Source organism: Pseudoalteromonas shioyasakiensis, from assembly GCF_001550135.1.
In the GTDB taxonomy this organism is placed as follows: Bacteria; Pseudomonadota; Gammaproteobacteria; order Enterobacterales; family Alteromonadaceae; genus Pseudoalteromonas; species Pseudoalteromonas shioyasakiensis.
The window spans coordinates 360026-376340 of the sequence record NZ_LRUE01000024.1; the positions used below are offsets into that span (position 1 = coordinate 360026).

19 protein-coding genes are annotated in these 16315 nt (G+C 40.4%); 15 read left to right on the plus strand and 4 right to left on the minus strand.

The window, feature by feature from the left end:
* From PASHI_RS20585 to pspF, 4 genes are read right to left on the minus strand one after another with little or no spacing between them, the layout of a single operon-like run.
* Window positions 1-894, minus strand: a complete 894-nt coding sequence (locus tag PASHI_RS20585) for an ABC transporter permease subunit (protein WP_054562068.1) — start codon at window positions 892-894, stop codon at window positions 1-3.
* Window positions 881-1915: an ABC transporter permease gene (locus PASHI_RS20590; protein WP_062566867.1), complete on the minus strand. Its 1035-nt coding sequence runs from the start codon at window positions 1913-1915 to the stop codon at window positions 881-883. Before PASHI_RS20590 ends, PASHI_RS20585 begins: the two co-directional genes overlap by 14 nt.
* Window positions 1915-3522 (minus strand): ABC transporter substrate-binding protein, encoded by a 1608-nt coding sequence (locus tag PASHI_RS20595; RefSeq protein ID WP_054562066.1) that lies wholly within the window; start codon window positions 3520-3522, stop codon window positions 1915-1917. The genes PASHI_RS20590 and PASHI_RS20595 overlap by 1 nt, the downstream gene beginning before the upstream one ends.
* 15 nt (window positions 3523-3537) lie before the next feature.
* Complete coding sequence (gene pspF / locus PASHI_RS20600) at window positions 3538-4611, minus strand: phage shock protein operon transcriptional activator (protein WP_054562065.1); 1074 nt, start codon at window positions 4609-4611, stop codon at window positions 3538-3540.
* Window positions 4612-4799: 188 nt separating this feature from the next.
* Here pspF and pspA point away from each other — a divergent pair, with 188 nt between their 5' ends.
* The 15 genes from pspA (at window position 4800) to PASHI_RS20675 (ending at window position 16168) form a co-directional block, all read left to right on the plus strand.
* Complete coding sequence (gene pspA, locus PASHI_RS20605; protein ID WP_054562064.1) at window positions 4800-5462, plus strand: phage shock protein PspA; 663 nt, start codon at window positions 4800-4802, stop codon at window positions 5460-5462.
* A gap of 57 nt (window positions 5463-5519) precedes the next feature.
* Complete coding sequence (pspB, locus tag PASHI_RS20610; protein ID WP_036969793.1) at window positions 5520-5753, plus strand: envelope stress response membrane protein PspB; 234 nt, start codon at window positions 5520-5522, stop codon at window positions 5751-5753.
* Window positions 5750-6151 (plus strand): envelope stress response membrane protein PspC, encoded by a 402-nt coding sequence (gene pspC / locus PASHI_RS20615; RefSeq protein ID WP_054562063.1) that lies wholly within the window; start codon window positions 5750-5752, stop codon window positions 6149-6151. Before pspB ends, pspC begins: the two co-directional genes overlap by 4 nt.
* 62 nt (window positions 6152-6213) lie before the next feature.
* The gene (locus tag PASHI_RS20620; RefSeq protein WP_062566868.1) at window positions 6214-7626 is read left to right on the plus strand and encodes a YcjX family GTP-binding protein; all 1413 of its coding nucleotides are present in this window, start codon (window positions 6214-6216) and stop codon (window positions 7624-7626) included.
* On the plus strand, window positions 7623-8657 hold the full coding sequence (locus PASHI_RS20625; protein WP_062566869.1) for a TIGR01620 family protein: 1035 nt from the start codon (window positions 7623-7625) through the stop codon (window positions 8655-8657). The genes PASHI_RS20620 and PASHI_RS20625 overlap by 4 nt, the downstream gene beginning before the upstream one ends.
* A 134-nt stretch (window positions 8658-8791) precedes the next feature.
* Window positions 8792-9973, plus strand: coding sequence for a methionine gamma-lyase (megL, locus tag PASHI_RS20630; protein ID WP_062566870.1), 1182 nt, complete (start codon window positions 8792-8794; stop codon window positions 9971-9973).
* Between the two features lie 226 nt (window positions 9974-10199).
* Window positions 10200-10997, plus strand: a complete 798-nt coding sequence (gene phhA, locus PASHI_RS20635) for a phenylalanine 4-monooxygenase (RefSeq protein ID WP_054553132.1) — start codon at window positions 10200-10202, stop codon at window positions 10995-10997.
* A 9-nt stretch (window positions 10998-11006) separates the two neighbouring features.
* On the plus strand, window positions 11007-11351 hold the full coding sequence (locus PASHI_RS20640) for a 4a-hydroxytetrahydrobiopterin dehydratase (RefSeq protein ID WP_036969771.1): 345 nt from the start codon (window positions 11007-11009) through the stop codon (window positions 11349-11351).
* 120 nt (window positions 11352-11471) lie between these two features.
* On the plus strand, window positions 11472-12041 hold the full coding sequence (locus PASHI_RS20645; protein WP_062566871.1) for a hypothetical protein: 570 nt from the start codon (window positions 11472-11474) through the stop codon (window positions 12039-12041).
* 101 nt (window positions 12042-12142) lie between these two features.
* Window positions 12143-12559: a hypothetical protein gene (locus PASHI_RS20650; RefSeq protein WP_156426508.1), complete on the plus strand. Its 417-nt coding sequence runs from the start codon at window positions 12143-12145 to the stop codon at window positions 12557-12559.
* A gap of 66 nt (window positions 12560-12625) precedes the next feature.
* A complete protein-coding gene (locus tag PASHI_RS20655; RefSeq protein WP_062566873.1) occupies window positions 12626-13012 on the plus strand; it encodes a hypothetical protein in 387 nt (128 codons plus the stop codon).
* A gap of 133 nt (window positions 13013-13145) precedes the next feature.
* Window positions 13146-13430: a hypothetical protein gene (locus tag PASHI_RS20660; protein WP_062566874.1), complete on the plus strand. Its 285-nt coding sequence runs from the start codon at window positions 13146-13148 to the stop codon at window positions 13428-13430.
* 84 nt (window positions 13431-13514) lie between these two features.
* The gene (locus tag PASHI_RS20665) at window positions 13515-14180 is read left to right on the plus strand and encodes a hypothetical protein (RefSeq protein WP_062566875.1); all 666 of its coding nucleotides are present in this window, start codon (window positions 13515-13517) and stop codon (window positions 14178-14180) included.
* A 185-nt stretch (window positions 14181-14365) separates the two neighbouring features.
* Window positions 14366-14524: a hypothetical protein gene (locus tag PASHI_RS22025; protein ID WP_156426509.1), complete on the plus strand. Its 159-nt coding sequence runs from the start codon at window positions 14366-14368 to the stop codon at window positions 14522-14524.
* Between the two features lie 915 nt (window positions 14525-15439).
* Window positions 15440-16168, plus strand: coding sequence for an RHS repeat-associated core domain-containing protein (locus tag PASHI_RS20675; RefSeq protein ID WP_208855501.1), 729 nt, complete (start codon window positions 15440-15442; stop codon window positions 16166-16168).
* Window positions 16169-16315 lie beyond the last annotated feature (147 nt).

Sequence of the window (16315 nt, forward strand, 5' to 3'; positions counted from 1 at the left end):
TTAGTCGGCCTTACGTTCTTTAAGCACTTGGCGTAAACCGTCACCTACTAAATTGGTAGACAGTACTGCTAAAAATAATAATACGCCCGGTAAGCCAACAGTCCAAGGGGCAAGGTAAATTAAACCAAGGTTTTCAGCCAAAATAGCACCCCATTCTGTGGTTGGGGGCTGTGCGCCCAATTTTAAAAAGCCAAGTGCCGAGATATCCAAAATAGCGGTAGAAAGCGCCATGGTAAAAATAACCACAATATGCTCGTAAATATTCGGGAAGATACCACGGGCGAGAATATGCCAGTTTGACGCACCATCCAGTTTAAATGCCGTGATGTAATCTTTGTTAAGCTCTTCAACAATTAAGTTACGTACCGAGTGAATAAATTGAGGCAGTAAGGCTAAAATAATCGCCCATACTGTATTCATTAAGCCCGGGCCAAGAATCGCAATAATAATGATGGCTAGTAACAGCGATGGAATAGATAACGTAATATCAAGCAAGTGATTCAAAAAGCTTGAGCGAATACCCCGACTGATACCAGCAAAAGTACCTACTAATACCCCAATTACTGTGGTGATCAAAGCGGCGACAACCGACAAACCAAAGGTGTAGGTTGCACCATTCATCAAGCGCGATAACACATCTCGGCCTAAATCGTCGGTGCCTAATAAAAAGCGTACGTCACCTGCATCATGCCACGATGGCGGCAACAGAAGTGCATCGCTGTGTTGTTGGTTCACGCCATAAGGTGCAAGGAGTGGTGCAGACACAGCCAGTAACACTAAAGCAATAAATAACCATAACCCCACAAGAGCAGGGTGATTAGTTTTAAATTTTTTCCAAAATCGCGCTAACGGCGATTTATTCGACTCTTCAGAGAATAAATTAAACTTTGCCATGAGCTTGGTTCCGCGATAATGGGTCGAATAAGGTATAAGTGAGCTCAGCAATAATCGTAGCTAAAATAACGAACATAGAAACAGCGAGTAAGCCACCTTGAATTGCAGGGTAGTCGCGCTGATAAATACTATCGATAAGCCAACGACCAATGCCCGGCCATGAGAATATAACTTCGGTGATCATCGCAAGGGTGATCAAGGTACTAAACTGTAAACCTATTTGTTTAATAACCGGTAGCAGCGCATTACGCAGAGCGTGGTGAAGGATCAGCTGTGCACGGTTTAAGCCTTTAGCGCGTGCTGTTTTAATGTAACTCTGATCGAGTACTTTCAGCATAGAGTCGCGGGTAAAGCGAACCAATACTGTGGTCGGATACATGGCAAGTACAATGGTCGGCAAGGTTAGATGGTGTATTGCATCTAAAAATGCCATGCCATCATACGGAAAGTCACCTAATATGATATCGATTAAAATAAAGCCGGTAATAGGTTCAATTTCGTAAAGTAGACCCATACGGCCCGACATCGGAAACCAACCGAGTTGCAGTGAAAACACCATGATCAACAATAGCGCTAACCAAAAAACAGGCATCGAGTAGCCAATAAGCGTGCCTGAGTTTATAAATTTATCTGGCCAACGTTTGTAGTAAGCAGAAGCTAAAATACCACCCGGTACGCCCACAGCAACAGAGACAAATAATGCGTACAGGCTAAGCTCTAGCGTTGCAGGAAATAAGTCTTGAATATGCTGAAATACGCTTTCGCCGGATGCAAATGAAATTCCCCAATCACCCTGAATAATACGCTCTAAAAAGGCAAAGTATTGCACTACGTAGTTTTCAGTAAAATGGAATTTTTCTTCTAAGGCACTTGTTTGTGAGAAAGTACTATTGGTAATACCGCTTAAGTTAGTTAGTGCATCACCCGGAAACAAAAAGCTCAATGAAAAGGTAAAGATACTCAGTGTCAGCATCATAAACATCAACAGTGCTAAGCGGCGTAGAATATAATCAAGGATCATTATTCTTTCCTCGCGTTAGCTAGTGAAATGCCACCAAAAGGGCTTAAGCTGATGCCTTTAACATCACTACTTGCTGCTTGAAAGCGCATACCATGGGCTATCGGTAAAATAGGCAGCTCTTGCACTATGATCCGCTGTGCTTGATTGTAGTATTGTTTACGCTTTTCAAGATCTGTTGTGTCTAAGGCTTGAGTAAGTAATAAATCAAACTCAGGGTGACACCAATTTGCTGGGTTTTTACCACTGAAAGTCGCAGTACAGCTTAATAATGGGCTCATAAAGTTATCTGGGTCTGGTGTATCTGCAGCCCAACCAAGTAACACGCTATCGTGTCTATGTTCACCAATTCGTTGTAAAAAGGTATTCCACTCGTACTCGACGATATTAACGTTAACACCAATCTTGCGTAAATCACTTTGCATCAGCTCAGCCATTTTACGGGCATTGGGGTTATAAATACGGCTTACTGGCATAGCCCAAATATTCATATCAAAGCCATTTTTGTAGCCAGCTTCTGCGAGTAATGTTTTGGCAAGTGCAGGGTTAAATTCTGGCATGGCTTTTTGCGCTTCAAATGCCCAAGAAGCCGGAGGCAGTAATGACTGCGCTTTAATGCCGTTACCGTAATATACCGCTTGCATGATTTTATCGACATCGATGGCGCTTGCGAGTGCTTGGCGTACACGTACATCATCAAAAGGCGGGCGTTCAGTGTTAAAGGCCCAATAACCAATATTTAAGTTTTGCTCTTTTTGAACTTTAATATCTTCACGTTGCGATAAAATACTTAGCTGCGCGCTGCTTGGGTGCGCAGTCACATCACACTCTTTGGTGAGCATTTTCGCAACGCGTGTGGTGCCGTTTGGCGTAATGTCATATACCAATTGCTCAAGTACAACAGGGTGTTTCCAGTAGTCAGGGTTACGGTAATAGCGAATTAAACGGTCGCGACGATATTCTTTATATACATAAGGGCCAGTACCCACAGGGTATTGGTCAAATAAGTTTTCTTGGTTTCGCGCTTTAAGCTGCATGGCGTATTCTTCCGATAACACCACGGCAAAGTCGGTTGCAAGGTTTGCTAAAAAGCTGCTTTCAGCATTATAAAGCTCAAACCGTACTTGGTAATCAGAAACACGCACAATGCGACGAATAAGCTGATCAATACCCACACTTTGAAAATAAGGGTAACTGGCATCACCAACAAAGTGATAAGGGTTATAAACGTCGAATAAGCGGCTGAAAGTAAAAATTACATCATCAGCGTTAAAATCACGGCTTGGGGTAAAGTATTTTGTGGTGTGAAACTTAACCCCTTTACGCAGGGTAAAGGTAATTGCTTTGCCGTCTGGGCTAATTTTCCAATCAGTTGCCAGCTCTGCTTTAAACTCGGCAGACACCGGATCAATACTTAATAGGCGATCATATAACTGGTTGGCGATAATATCGATAGTCGAACCTGTCGTCGTCACTTGCGGATTAAACGACACAGGGTTTGCTTCAGCGCAATAGACTAAGCCCTGGTTTTTTTGTTCTGTGGTTTTTTCTTCGTTATCTAGGCAGCCTACTAAGCACACCAAAGACAAAGCAAGTAACGGTTTAAACACCTGATTAGCCTCTAACTATTGCTGCTGATCTAATAAATTGTATTTTTTCAAATAGCCACGTAATTGATGATACGTTAATTCTAAGTGTTCTGCAGTTTTCTTTTGGTTAAATTGGCTATGTTCAAGCGCTTTTTTAATGACATCAATTTCAAAGTCGTTAGACAGCTGCTTTAAATTACAAGGAAATTGAATGTCGGGCTTATTAAGTGTTACAACGTCTTGATTTTGTGTCGTGGCGATAGGCGCAGCTTCTACGTTTGCAACAGGGGCACTGCTAACTGCTGCTTTTACGCGCTGTTTAGGTCTAAACTTACTCGCGAATGGGTCTAAAATAATCTGGTGAACGGGAATATGTTCGTTACCATGGCGATATAAGCTACGTTCAACCACATTCTTTAATTCACGAATATTACCTGGCCACTCATAAGATTGCAGCGTTTCGATGGCGCTACGCGTAAAGCCACTAAATAGCTCCCACTCAAGATCGCGAGCCATGTTAATTGCAAATTGTTCTGCCAATAACATGATATCTTCTTGGCGTTCACGCAGCGGGGGCAGGGTAATAACATCAAAGGCGAGGCGGTCGAGTAAGTCGCTTCTAAATTCGCCTTGCTCAGCTAGGGTTGGTAAGTCTTCATTGGTCGCACAGACTAAACGGGTATCGACTTTAACGGTTTGCTTACCACCAACGCGTTCAAATTCGCCGTATTCAATAACGCGTAGTAGTTTTTCTTGTACCATCGCCGAGGTATTGGCTAATTCATCAAGGAATAGCGTACCGCCATTAGCACGTTCAAAGCGGCCTTCGTGGCGTTTGCTAGCACCGGTGAATGCACCACTTTCATGACCAAATAATTCGCTTTCGAGCAGGTTTTCGTTAAGCGCTGCACAGTTGAGCTTTATATAGTTTTGATCCCAACGCTTAGATAAAAAGTGCAAACGCGCAGCAATAAGTTCTTTACCCGTACCGCGCTCACCAATAATAAGAACTGGCTTTTCTAAACTGGCTAGTTGCGAAACTTGATCAAGTACACTTAAAAAACTGTCAGATTGGCCGAGTAAATTATCCTGCTGGCGAAATTGGCTCATATTCCCTAACTCTTAGTCATTTTTACTAAGATCTAGTGTATTTCATTATCTATGAGAACTAAAGAAATTTATAAATTTAGTTTAACTGTTTGAATATATTGAGTTATTCTAGGTTTATAAAAGTTGGCAAGCATATTGATACTAGATATACCAACTGATTAAGTTAAAACACCAAAGAGGTAAATGTTATGGGAATTTTTTCACGTTTTGCAGACATCGTTAATTCTAATATCAATGCCATCTTAGATAAAGCAGAAGACCCAGAAAAAATGGTTCGCCTGATCATCCAAGAGATGGAAGATACATTAGTAGAAGTTCGCTCTACATCAGCAAAAACACTTGCTGAGAAAAAAGAGCTAGTACGTCGCGTTGAAACTTTAAAAGTTCAAGTTGCAGACTGGCAAGAAAAAGCTGAATTAGCACTAAATAAAGACCGTGATGATTTAGCACGTGCAGCACTGATTGAAAAGCAAAAGTCAGCAGATGCAGTCGCAGCGGTTGAAACTGAGCTTGAGCATGTAGAGTCTCACATCGAGAAACTACAGCAAGAAGTCAGCACGTTACAAGAGAAGCTAGCTGATGCAAAAGCGCGTCAAAAAGCAATCATCTTACGTCAACGCTCTGCTGAGTCACGTCTTGAAGTTAAAAAAGCACTCGACAGCTCTAAAGTTGAAGACGCTTTAAACCGCTTCGAACGTTACGAAACTAAGATCGATGGTCTAGAATCACAAATAGAATCTTATGATCTTGGTAAAAAATCATTAGCTGACGAAATTGCTGGTCTTCAGCAAGACGAAAAGATTGATGATGAGCTAGCTGAGCTTAAGAAAAAACTAGCAGATAAAAAATAATAAATGGGGGCATGTCCCCCAATGCTTAAACACATACCGGATTGACAGGAGAGTACCATGTTCGACGCAGAAGTTTTGATGGCACCGATTATTGTTTTTATGGTGGTTGTTGCCCCACTTTGGCTAATTTTACATTACCGTAGTAAAAAACAAGTGAGCCAAGGTTTAAGTGAACACGAGCACCGCCAATTATTAGAGCTTGCACAAAAAGCAGATAAAATGGCAGAGCGTGTTGAAACATTAGAAGCCTTACTTGACCAAGAGGCTCCGCAGTGGAGACGTAAAGTATGAGTACCAAACGCGAATTATTTAGAGACGCAGAGCGTGGCAAAATAGCAGGTGTGTGCGCAGGTATCAGCGATTACTTTAACATGGAGCTTTGGCTGGTACGTATTTTAGTCGTGACAGCAGTGCTATTATCAGGTGGTCCATTTATTGTTGTTGCTTACATTGCTGCTTGGTTTATTTTAGATAAAAAACCAGCAGAAAAAACAGAGAAAAGCACAGACAGCATTCACCAAGACCCGCTTGAAGTAAAATTTAAAGTATGGCAAAAAGGGGAACCACCTCGCCGTGCATTGCAAGACTTAAAAGATCGTCTTGCACGAGTTGATGGTCGTTTACAAGAGATGGAACGCTATGTCACATCAACAGAATTTACGGTTAGCCGTGAAATCAACAAACTTTAAAGGATATATACGCACCTTGTTTGCATCGTGATACCCAGCGCAAATAAGGTGCTAGACACTTTATGAGCCAATCATTTGCAAAGAACACCTTTAATTCGTTAAAAAATAAAGCGGAAAAAGCCCTTCACCGTAGTTTAGATCAACACGTGAAATTAGCCGTTACAGGGTTAAGTGGCAGCGGTAAAACCGCTTTTATTACCGCCTTGGTTAAACATTTAACCAGCCAAGCTGACGATAAAAACTTACCTTTTTTTGATGTGATGCGCGAAAAGCGTCATATCGCCACAAAAATAGTGCCGCAGCAAGCACTGACAATACCGACATTTGAATACACAAATGCATTATCAGCGTTATTACCTATTGAAGGTGAGCCTGCATGGCCTGCCTCTACCGAGCGTATAAATACGCTACGTTTAGCAATTAAATACCAAAGTAATTCGGGGTTACGCGGTCATTTTGCACCGCAATCAACACTCTATTTAGACATTATTGATTACCCAGGTGAATGGCTACTTGATTTGCCAATGCTAGAGCAATCATTTGCTGATTGGTGTGAATCACAATACTCACTCTTGCAGCAAACCGCACGCAACGAAAAAGCGAAGCCATTTTTAACAGCCCTTGCTGAACTTGATCTATCAGCCAGTGTTGATGAAAGCAAACTTGCTGATGTCGCTGCGCTTTATCAGCAGTTATTAGTGGGCCTTAAAAAAGACACCAAACTTGCCATGCTGCAACCTGGTCGCATGCTGATGCCAGGTGAGCTTAAAGGAGCGCCGCTACTACAGTTTTTTCCGGTTGCGAATGTGCCAGACGACATAATCGAAGGGTCCAATTTAGCGCATCTTAAAAAGCGCTATAAAGCCTATGTAAAAGAGGTTGTAAAACCTTTTTACGAGCAGCATTTTCGTCATTTTGACCGACAAATTGTGCTAGTGGATGTGCTCAGTGCCTTGAATGAAGGAAGCGAAACCTTGCATGAGCAAAGTCGTGTTATTAACCAATTGCTGGCGCACTTTAATTATGGTGAAGCAAGCTTCTTTAAGCGTTTGTTTAAACCAAACATCGACAAGCTACTGTTTGCGGCCAACAAGTCAGATCATATTAGTGCGCAATATCATAAAGATTTAGCGTTATTGCTTGATTCAATCGTGCATGACCAAACGAATCATTTAAAGTTCGAAGGCGTGCAAATCGAAACCATGGCAATGTCATCTATCTGCGCTACAGAGCCGCGCCAAGTGGCTGAGAAAGGCCAACAGTTAGCTTGTATTTATGGCAAGCCTTTAGGCGAGCAAGAATGGTTAACGTATTTACCGCCGCAGCCACCGTCACGCCTTCTCAACAAACAAGAGTGGCCAAAACAGGGCTTTGAGTTCTTATCGTTTTCGCCACTGCCATGCCCTGATAAACGGTTAAAGCATATTCGTTTAGATCATGTCATGCAGTACCTGATAGGAGATAAACTAACATGAGTGAGCAACCAAAGGAGATGAACTTTCAGGCAGGTCGCCGTATTTCAAGCTCTGCAAGCAACGAAGCTCCTGCAGAGGAGTTAACAGTTGCTAAAGTGATAGAAAACGCCGAATTTATCGACACTGAAGAAGATCAGCAAGATAGCATAGAGCTTGAGCCTGTGTATAAAAAGTCGAAATGGCAAACCCTAAAAGGGGTGTTTGTTGTTAGCTTTTTAGCGTTAGTGTTACTTGAGTTTGCGATGTCATTGTTTGTGACGTTTCAGCAATCAATTATTTTAGGTTCGCTGTATTTAACGGCTGTTCTCAGTGGTGTGCTACTGATTGCCCGTGTTATTTGGCGCGAGTACCGTATGCTAAGAAGTTTGAAGCGTAATCAATTGCATCGCACAGAGGCCGACCGCTTACTTAATAGCGAGCAAGTAGGTGAAGCATTACCATGGCTAGAAAAGCTTAATAAACATCAAACGCTTACTGGGTTTGAAGAGTTTAAGCAACAAATAGCAAGTCACCATACCGATAAAGAAATCATGACCTTATACGCCGATAGCTTATTGGTAAGCCAAGATCAGCAAGCGAAAAAACTGATTAACCGTTTTGCCACTGAGTCTGGCTTATTGGTTGCGCTAAGCCCGTTGGCTTTAGTCGATATGATGGCGGTGCTATGGCGTGGCACTAAGCTCATTGAGCAAATTGGCCGTATTTACGGTATTGGTTTTGGTTATGCAAGCCGTATTAAATTGTACCGCTTATTAGTGAAACAAGTATTGTTTGTTGGTAGTGCAGAGTTAGTTTCAGATTTAGCAGCAACGGCACTAAGCGCTGAATTACTCGGGAAATTGTCGGGCCGAGCAGCGCAAGGGCTAAGTGCTGGTATTTTTACCGCGCGTATAGGGTATAAAGCGATGGAGCTTAGTCGCCCGTTACCTCGCTTAGAGCATAAGCGCAGCTTGCTAAAAGAAACCGCCAATAGTATTGCCCGTAAAATTGCCTCACGTACGAGCGACAAAGAGACCGAAAATACAAAATGACAACTTTTGTGTACAGTTAATAAAAACGGCTGAGTGATATTTAGCCATCTGAGCATCCGGCATGCTTGTGCATTGTGGGTATCTACGTTTTATTTATGAGTATGAAGTACTGATAATAAAAACGAGAACACACAATGACTAAGCATCACTTACATACACAATGTATTCACGGTCCAGAAAAACCAAATGATCCACATGGCGCACTGAGTGCGCCACTTTACCAAACCTCTACCTTCTCTTTTGCTAATGCAGCCCAAGGTGCAGCCCGATTTGCCGGTGAAGAGCAGGGCTTTATTTATACCCGTTTGGGTAATCCGACAACCCAAGAGCTAGAACAAAAAGTGGCTCAGTTAGAAAACTGTGAAGCAGCGGCTGCCACAGCGACCGGTATGGGGGCTGTGTCTGCGTCTGTGCTTAGCTTTTTACAACAAGGTGACCACCTAGTGGCATCAAGCGCGTTATACGGTTGTACTTTTGCATTTTTTGCTCACATGTTGCCGCGCTTTGGTATCGAAGTTACTTTTGTTGATATGACCAACGAGGCTGAACTTCGCGGCGCGGTTAAAGCCAATTCAAAAATGATTTTTGCAGAAACGCCAATTAATCCGACCATGGCGGTGCTTGATCTAAGTTTGATTGCCGATGTTGCCAAACAGCATCAACTGATAAGCGTTATCGACAATACCTTCTTAACGCCTCTGCTCCAGCAACCTACCTCGTTTGGTATTGATATTGTGGTACACAGCGCAACTAAATACCTAAATGGCCATGGTGATGTGGTGGCTGGGCTTGTATGCGGCACAGAGGAGCATATCAACCTAGTCAAAATGACGGTGCTAAAAGATATTGGTGCAACGATTAGTCCTCATGATGCATGGTTAATTAATCGCGGTTTAAAAACCCTTGCTGTACGCATGGAGCGCCACTGTGCAAGTGCACAAGTAGTTGCTGAATATTTAGAGCAACACCCGTTAGTAAGCCAAGTTTATTACCCTGGGCTTAAATCACATCCGGGTCATCAATTTATTGGCTCACAGATGAAAGCCGCTGGTGGTGTTATTGCCTTTGAAATAAAAGGCAGCCTTAAAGATGGCGAAACATTTATAAATAACACCCAGCTTTGCACGCTTGCTGTCAGTTTAGGGGATGCAGAAACCCTCATTCAACATCCTGCATCGATGACACATTCGCCTTATACACCCGAAGAAAGAGCAGCTGCAGGGATCAGTGATGGCTTAATTCGATTATCAGTTGGTCTTGAGGATGTTAACGATATTATTAACGATCTTAAAGCTGCATTTACATTCGTTGGTTAGGTTGTAATTTTAAGTTTACGACAAAGGCTGGTTTTAACCCTTTAAAAACGTGGTCTGTAAACTTTTTGATCTTTTAGTGTAATTTTATGTTTACGTTAGGGCTGTTTCTGCAAACCTTAGAAACAGCCTTAACTATTAAAATTTCGCTTACTTTTACATAGTATCGGCTTAACAAGTTAATGAGATTCTGATCAATGCTGATCAAGATTTAACGAAGAAGGTTATTATGGCTAAAGCAAGTAATTACACCTCCAAGCAACCTGATGAAAATGGGGTTATCCATTGGAGCGAAGAAGAAAATAAAATATGGTCTGAGCTAGTTGCTCGCCAACTCGCTTGCATAGAAGGTAAAGCCTGTGATGAATATTTAGCAGGCCTTAAGAAAATTAATTTACCAACAGATCGTATTCCACAACTTAGTGAACTCAACGAAGTGCTACTCGAAACAACGGGCTGGCAAGTTGCGCCTGTTCCGGCACTGATCGATTTTGATGAGTTCTTTCGATTACTAGCAAACAAGCAGTTCCCAGTAGCGACTTTTATTCGCAGCCGAGAAGAGTTTGACTACTTACAAGAGCCAGATATCTTCCACGAGATTTTTGGTCATTGTGCGATGCTTACCAACCCAGCATTTGCTGAGTTTACACACAAATATGGTCAGTTAGGTTATGCCGCTGAAAAGAAAGATCGTGTTTATTTAGCACGCCTTTACTGGTTTACTGTTGAGTTTGGTTTAATGCAAACCGAACAAGGTCTGCGAATTTATGGTGGTGGTATTTTATCAAGCCCAGGCGAAACACAATACGTGTACTCAGATAAGCCAGAAATCAATGCGATGAACGTGCTTGATGTATTACGTACACCTTATCGTATTGATATTATGCAGCCTGTGTACTACACCATTAACTCAATCAATGACTTATTTGATATTTCACAAATGGATATCATGTCGCTGGTGAGTAAAGCAAAAGAATTAGGGCTACATGAGCCAAAGTTTCCTCCTAAAGAAAAATTAGCAAGTTAAGGATTTATAATGTCTTCATTAAGCACACAAAAGTGTGAAGCGTGTCGTGCGGATGCGCCTAAAGTATCTGATGCTGAATTAGCAGAATTGATCAAAATGATCCCAGACTGGGTTCCTGAAGTGCGCGACGGCATTATGCAATTAGAGCGTGTTTACAAGTTTAAAAACTTCAAGCAAGCACTTGAGTTCACTAATAAAGTGGGCGATATGGCTGAAGAAGAAGGTCACCACCCAGGCCTGTTAACCGAGTGGGGCAAAGTAACCGTTACTTGGTGGAGCCACTCTATCAAAGGGTTACACAAAAATGATTTTATCTGTGCTGCTAAAACAGACGATGTATTCGCTGCACTGTAAATTTTAAGTTCTGCCCAGAACGATAAAAGGCGTAACCTCAGGTTGCGCCTTTTTGCTTTTTTAGAGCCCAAGAATTAACATTAGGCTCTTATCTATGCGAGAACACTAGAAAAGTAAATAATGAAAAACAAAGCGCTTATTCTGCCATTCCTACTCATTTTGCTGCCCTTAATTGATAGCTTGTTTATCCCGCAAACATTTGGCATTCAATGGCATAGCCCTAAGCTGATGTATCAAATAGGCGTAGCACTGATGATTGTAAAGCTAACTATGGTTGCCATTGGGCTTTGGTTATTACTCAAAGCAAAGCGCCTTTATATGGAAGCTAGTAAATCGACTCGTATTGTTAAATTTTCAGTATTTTTACTCGGCGGCTTACAAGTGGTGATAATGACAGCAATATGCTTTTGGTATTTAGTAGCGGGCACGCAAGCGAAACATTTTATGCTGCAAGACAACATTGCTGTATTTACCGCTGATTATGGCGTATTTGCACCGGTACATCATGAGTTCTCATTTATATGCTTTGATGCCAATGGTTTTTACCACATGCAACCAATTGCTCAGCTTCCTTGGCTCGGAACCTTTACCTTTACTAGCCAAGATTCACGTTTGATCATTCAACATAAAAACCAAAGTGGCGCGAATACTCAAGAAATTTCATTAAAAGGGTTTGGCTGTTTGCTGTGAGAGCTGTTGGCCTTGTGAAAGGAGGCTGCGATTATAAGTGGTTTTCTGAATACTTGCTCTGCAGAAGCCATTATCAGCCATTTTTAAATCATGATTGTGACATGACACATGGAGACAAATTGAAAAGTTTAAGGATAGTAAAATACACTTTAGCCATGCTGGCTTTGAATACCGTATTAAGTACTTTTATCACTCTAATAATTGGTAGTGATAATTTAGCTTCACTCTCATTCGGCAAATATTTTACATACCAGTTATTACCCTCTTATTTATTGAGCGCAGCAATTTATACCGTTATGGCTAAGCGCAATGTTGTAAAAGCTTGGAATTATGCCCTAAGTGTATATTTACTGAGCTTTATAGTGGGAACAGTAATTGTATCGATACTATTACAAACGTTATTTATCCCACCTTTATGGTTTGTAGAAGTGCCTTTGAGTATAGCCTTTGCGATTGTTGGTACTGTCATCGGAATTAAGTTAGGTACTCTGGATAGTAAGGAAGTCGAAGGCCCCTGATCTTGTTTTTTCTTTCATAAGGCAAAAAACAAGACTTGACCCTCTTAAAACTTTAGGTTGGGAAATATGAATATTACAAAAGCATCAGAGTTGATGGCCCTTCACAGAGCCATTGTTGAGGCAAAGTTCAAAGAGTCGCACTTTGATTCCGCCATTCCATATAGTGGGATTATTGCAGATTTATCATCAAGGATTCTTGCGGATATTGTTCATACTCTGTTGGAAAACGACGAGCACGATGAAGCGATTGGTTGGTCGTCATTAATTAAACTAAATGAAGATTGGCATGGCTATGAGTGTATAAAGAACTGGATACGAGAAACTAGAAGTTGGATTGATATGGATGAGGAAGATAAATCACAATTCATTAAAGTTTTGTGCTCACCATACCAACCATCAAAACATCAACTAAACAACTTAATTAAGTTTGGTGATACAAATTGTAAGGTTTAACTTTCTTGTATCCTGTAGCTGGTAAAAATAATGAATTGTTTAATTTTGAAGGCTTAGGTCTTGTGCCTATTGAGTAAAAAGTCATAAGCAAAATCTAACCCAATAGATTGAAAAAATTAAAGGTTATAGATAAATGTCAGGTACAAAGTTGTATACGTTTTTAATGGATTGGAATGGCGGTACTTTCATATCTCAGTCTAGGGGTGACAATATTCAAGAAGCAACGAAGGGTTGGTTAAATCAATTAAGTATTAAAAAAATAAAAACATCTGAAAGAAGTCTTTCTTTGTTTAAGAGTAGCTTACAGGACGATTTGCAGCCAATTGCAATAGAGGGTAATACATCTGTTTGGTGTCTTTCTGAATTCATAAGTGGTGAGTTAGCAATCATTAATATAATCGCCACCCTCGAAAAATAAAATTACTCTACTGGTTAGAGCAAATGGAGGGTGGAGCTACCTTTCGGCTTCTAAAAAAGTCTAAAACTAAGAGGCAATAGATTTATGCCAAAGTTAAGTCAAATAGAACTTTACCTTGACGGTAATTATTCGGAAGAAGATAAAAAGGTGTTTCTTTTTAAGTCTCGTTGCTTGTGTAATTTTTGGGAAAGGGAAATCGGTAAACTCAAGTTTACCTCTAAATACTCACGAATAAATGTTTATGTGACAGATGGCAGTACAGAGATAAGGGTGCAGCCAATGAAAGTTGTGCCTTTCCTCGAAGTTGTAGTTCATTACCCGTTAGAGAAAATAAGCCATTTAAAGGATTCTCAGTTTCAACAGCATTACATAAGGATATTAGAAAAAGCTTTGTCGGCTGCTATATCTGCAATGCCAATTCCTCTTGAACAAAGCTTGGATATACTGCAACGGTTCGAAGCTAACAATTATGAGAATGAATGGGTTCAATCTGAAAAAGTATCGGCCAAGAAATCAATAGAATCTAAAGTCATTGCTACACTCTCAATGCATGAATTTAAATTAACTCAATTTGTTTATTTGGATTGCAAATTAGCAGATCAACTAATTATTGTTAAGACTCTACCAAGAGAACTCTTGTTTAATAGTTATCTAGGCAAGCTTTCTATATCAAAGGGCAATATTCTTGAATATAAAAAAGGAAAAAGTACATTGTCACAATTTGATCTTACATCAGCTAAATTTATTTAGTTTGTTTAACTAAGCGTATATGAAGTGGGCTGCCCTATCTTTTTTACTTTAATAAGTAAAAAAACAAGACCTGCTCCTATCAGTGGAATAGATATGTTTTAGATTAGAGTTGAGGGATTTTCTCAAGTTCCTAGTGTAGGCAAAGTTTTTCAAATTGCACAAGACTATGAATGCATAGATGAGCTATGGATATACTAAGCTCTGCATTAAGTTCGATTGATGACATAAAATTTGTAATCGAAGGGGTTGGAATAAAGTGGCCTGTTGATGTAACGTCGGATTTAGTCGGTAATCCTGCGTCGAAGATAGTTGACTCTAAGTTAAATAAAAAGAAGCAACTCTAACTTGTCGTATAGGAAATTGATTAATGCTTAAAGAAAAAAATTTTTTTAGACGCCCAGTTAAACATGCATTATGGGCCACGGTACTTATTATGATATTTGTAACTATTAGACTCGCTATAGGGGAAAGAGTCGGTACAAATTTTGAAATAGCCATAAGGTATATTTTTGCTTGGCCTTTTGTTTATGCTTGCGTTTACATCTTACTAATTGTTTACCTGTACTTTAACCCAGATGCAGATAAACCAAGGAATTAATAGGATTTCTTTGAAATACTTCTCAAAGCAAATAGGATCTGATTTGTGCCGTTCTGCCAGCAGGTAGCGGTGCCGCTGGAGCAATAGGGGATGCAGTCAATGAATCATCAAATAGTAATACACCATCTATTAGAGATACTTTGGTAATTGGGCTGATGTATGTAACTGGACCTAGAAAGCAGTTGGTAATGCTATTGGCAAAGTCGCTGAAGCAGCAGAAGGTTCGTTTGGAGTATTAGACAACCAAGCTACCGATATTGCGACACAAATAACAAAGGATATCGTAAGAAAAACTGTTGATGAAGCAATGAAACCAAATAAAAAGTAGTATATGAAAAGTAAAAATATTTTTATAAGAGCAATAAAATATAGCTTAATCTCTTCAAGTATAATTTTATTACTTGTGCTGTACCGGATGCTCACATCCGAAGTTGTGGGAGAACCCTTAGAAATATTTTATCGACTTCTGATCACCTGTTGCGGGGTTGTACTTTCTATGTATTTTATATTTGTTTTATATCTGTACTTTAACCCAGATGCAGATAAACCAAGGAACAAAGATTAAAGTTATGTCCCTGCCTCCAAGTAACCAATAGGGTCAGTTCTAACCAAAAGGAGAAAATGAAGGACCATGTTTTGCTTTTTGCCCTTGGTAAGTCTTATGTGGCAACTTATTAGTGAAACGAATGGCTCTGGTTCAATTGTCGCTACGCATAAATATGGCCCATTTGGAGAGCCAATTAATACCAGCTCATCGCGTTTCCGTTATACTGGGCAAATCTTAATCCCAGGTACTAAGCTTTATCACTACAAAGCACGGGTTTATCAACCTGAATTAGGGCGTTTTATGCAGACTGATCCCATTGGATATAAAGATGGAATGAATATGTATGCGTATGTAGGTAATGATCCGGCTAATATGGTTGATCCTAACGGTCAAACTGGGCAGCGTATTTCGTTTTCCTATAAAGTAGGTCCGCTAACGCGAAAGGAGGCCGAGAGAATAAATACAAATGCTGGGCATGTTAACAATCTTACGGCTACCGCAGCCGGAGTCATTGCAGCTCGCATTCATCCATACTTAGCGCCTACTGGACTGGCTGTCGACTCCTATCTTACTGAAGTTGAGTTTGCTCTTTCTGAGGGTGATACAATTGAAGTAATAACAGAACTCGAAATTACGTCAACTTTTGATAACGATTCTGGCTACAAAGAGGTGGGGAACTCATATAAAGTTATCAACTCAGGTGGTGAAACTATTTATCACTCTATTCACGGCGATATAAACAATCAGGAGAGAAATGAATCGCCCGACGAAACTACAGACCGAGTGCCATTTAAGGATAAGGTCAGTTGTACTGGGACGAGGATAAAAAGAGAAAGTTGTTAAATTAAAAATGGTGCTTTAGAGGAATTAAGTTTATGATCCGAGAATACTTTAAAAAAATTTATAAAATATATTCTAGTAAATATATTTATATAAGTGTATTTATATCAACGTTGATAGTTCTATACTTGTTTGATGAAAATCATATTC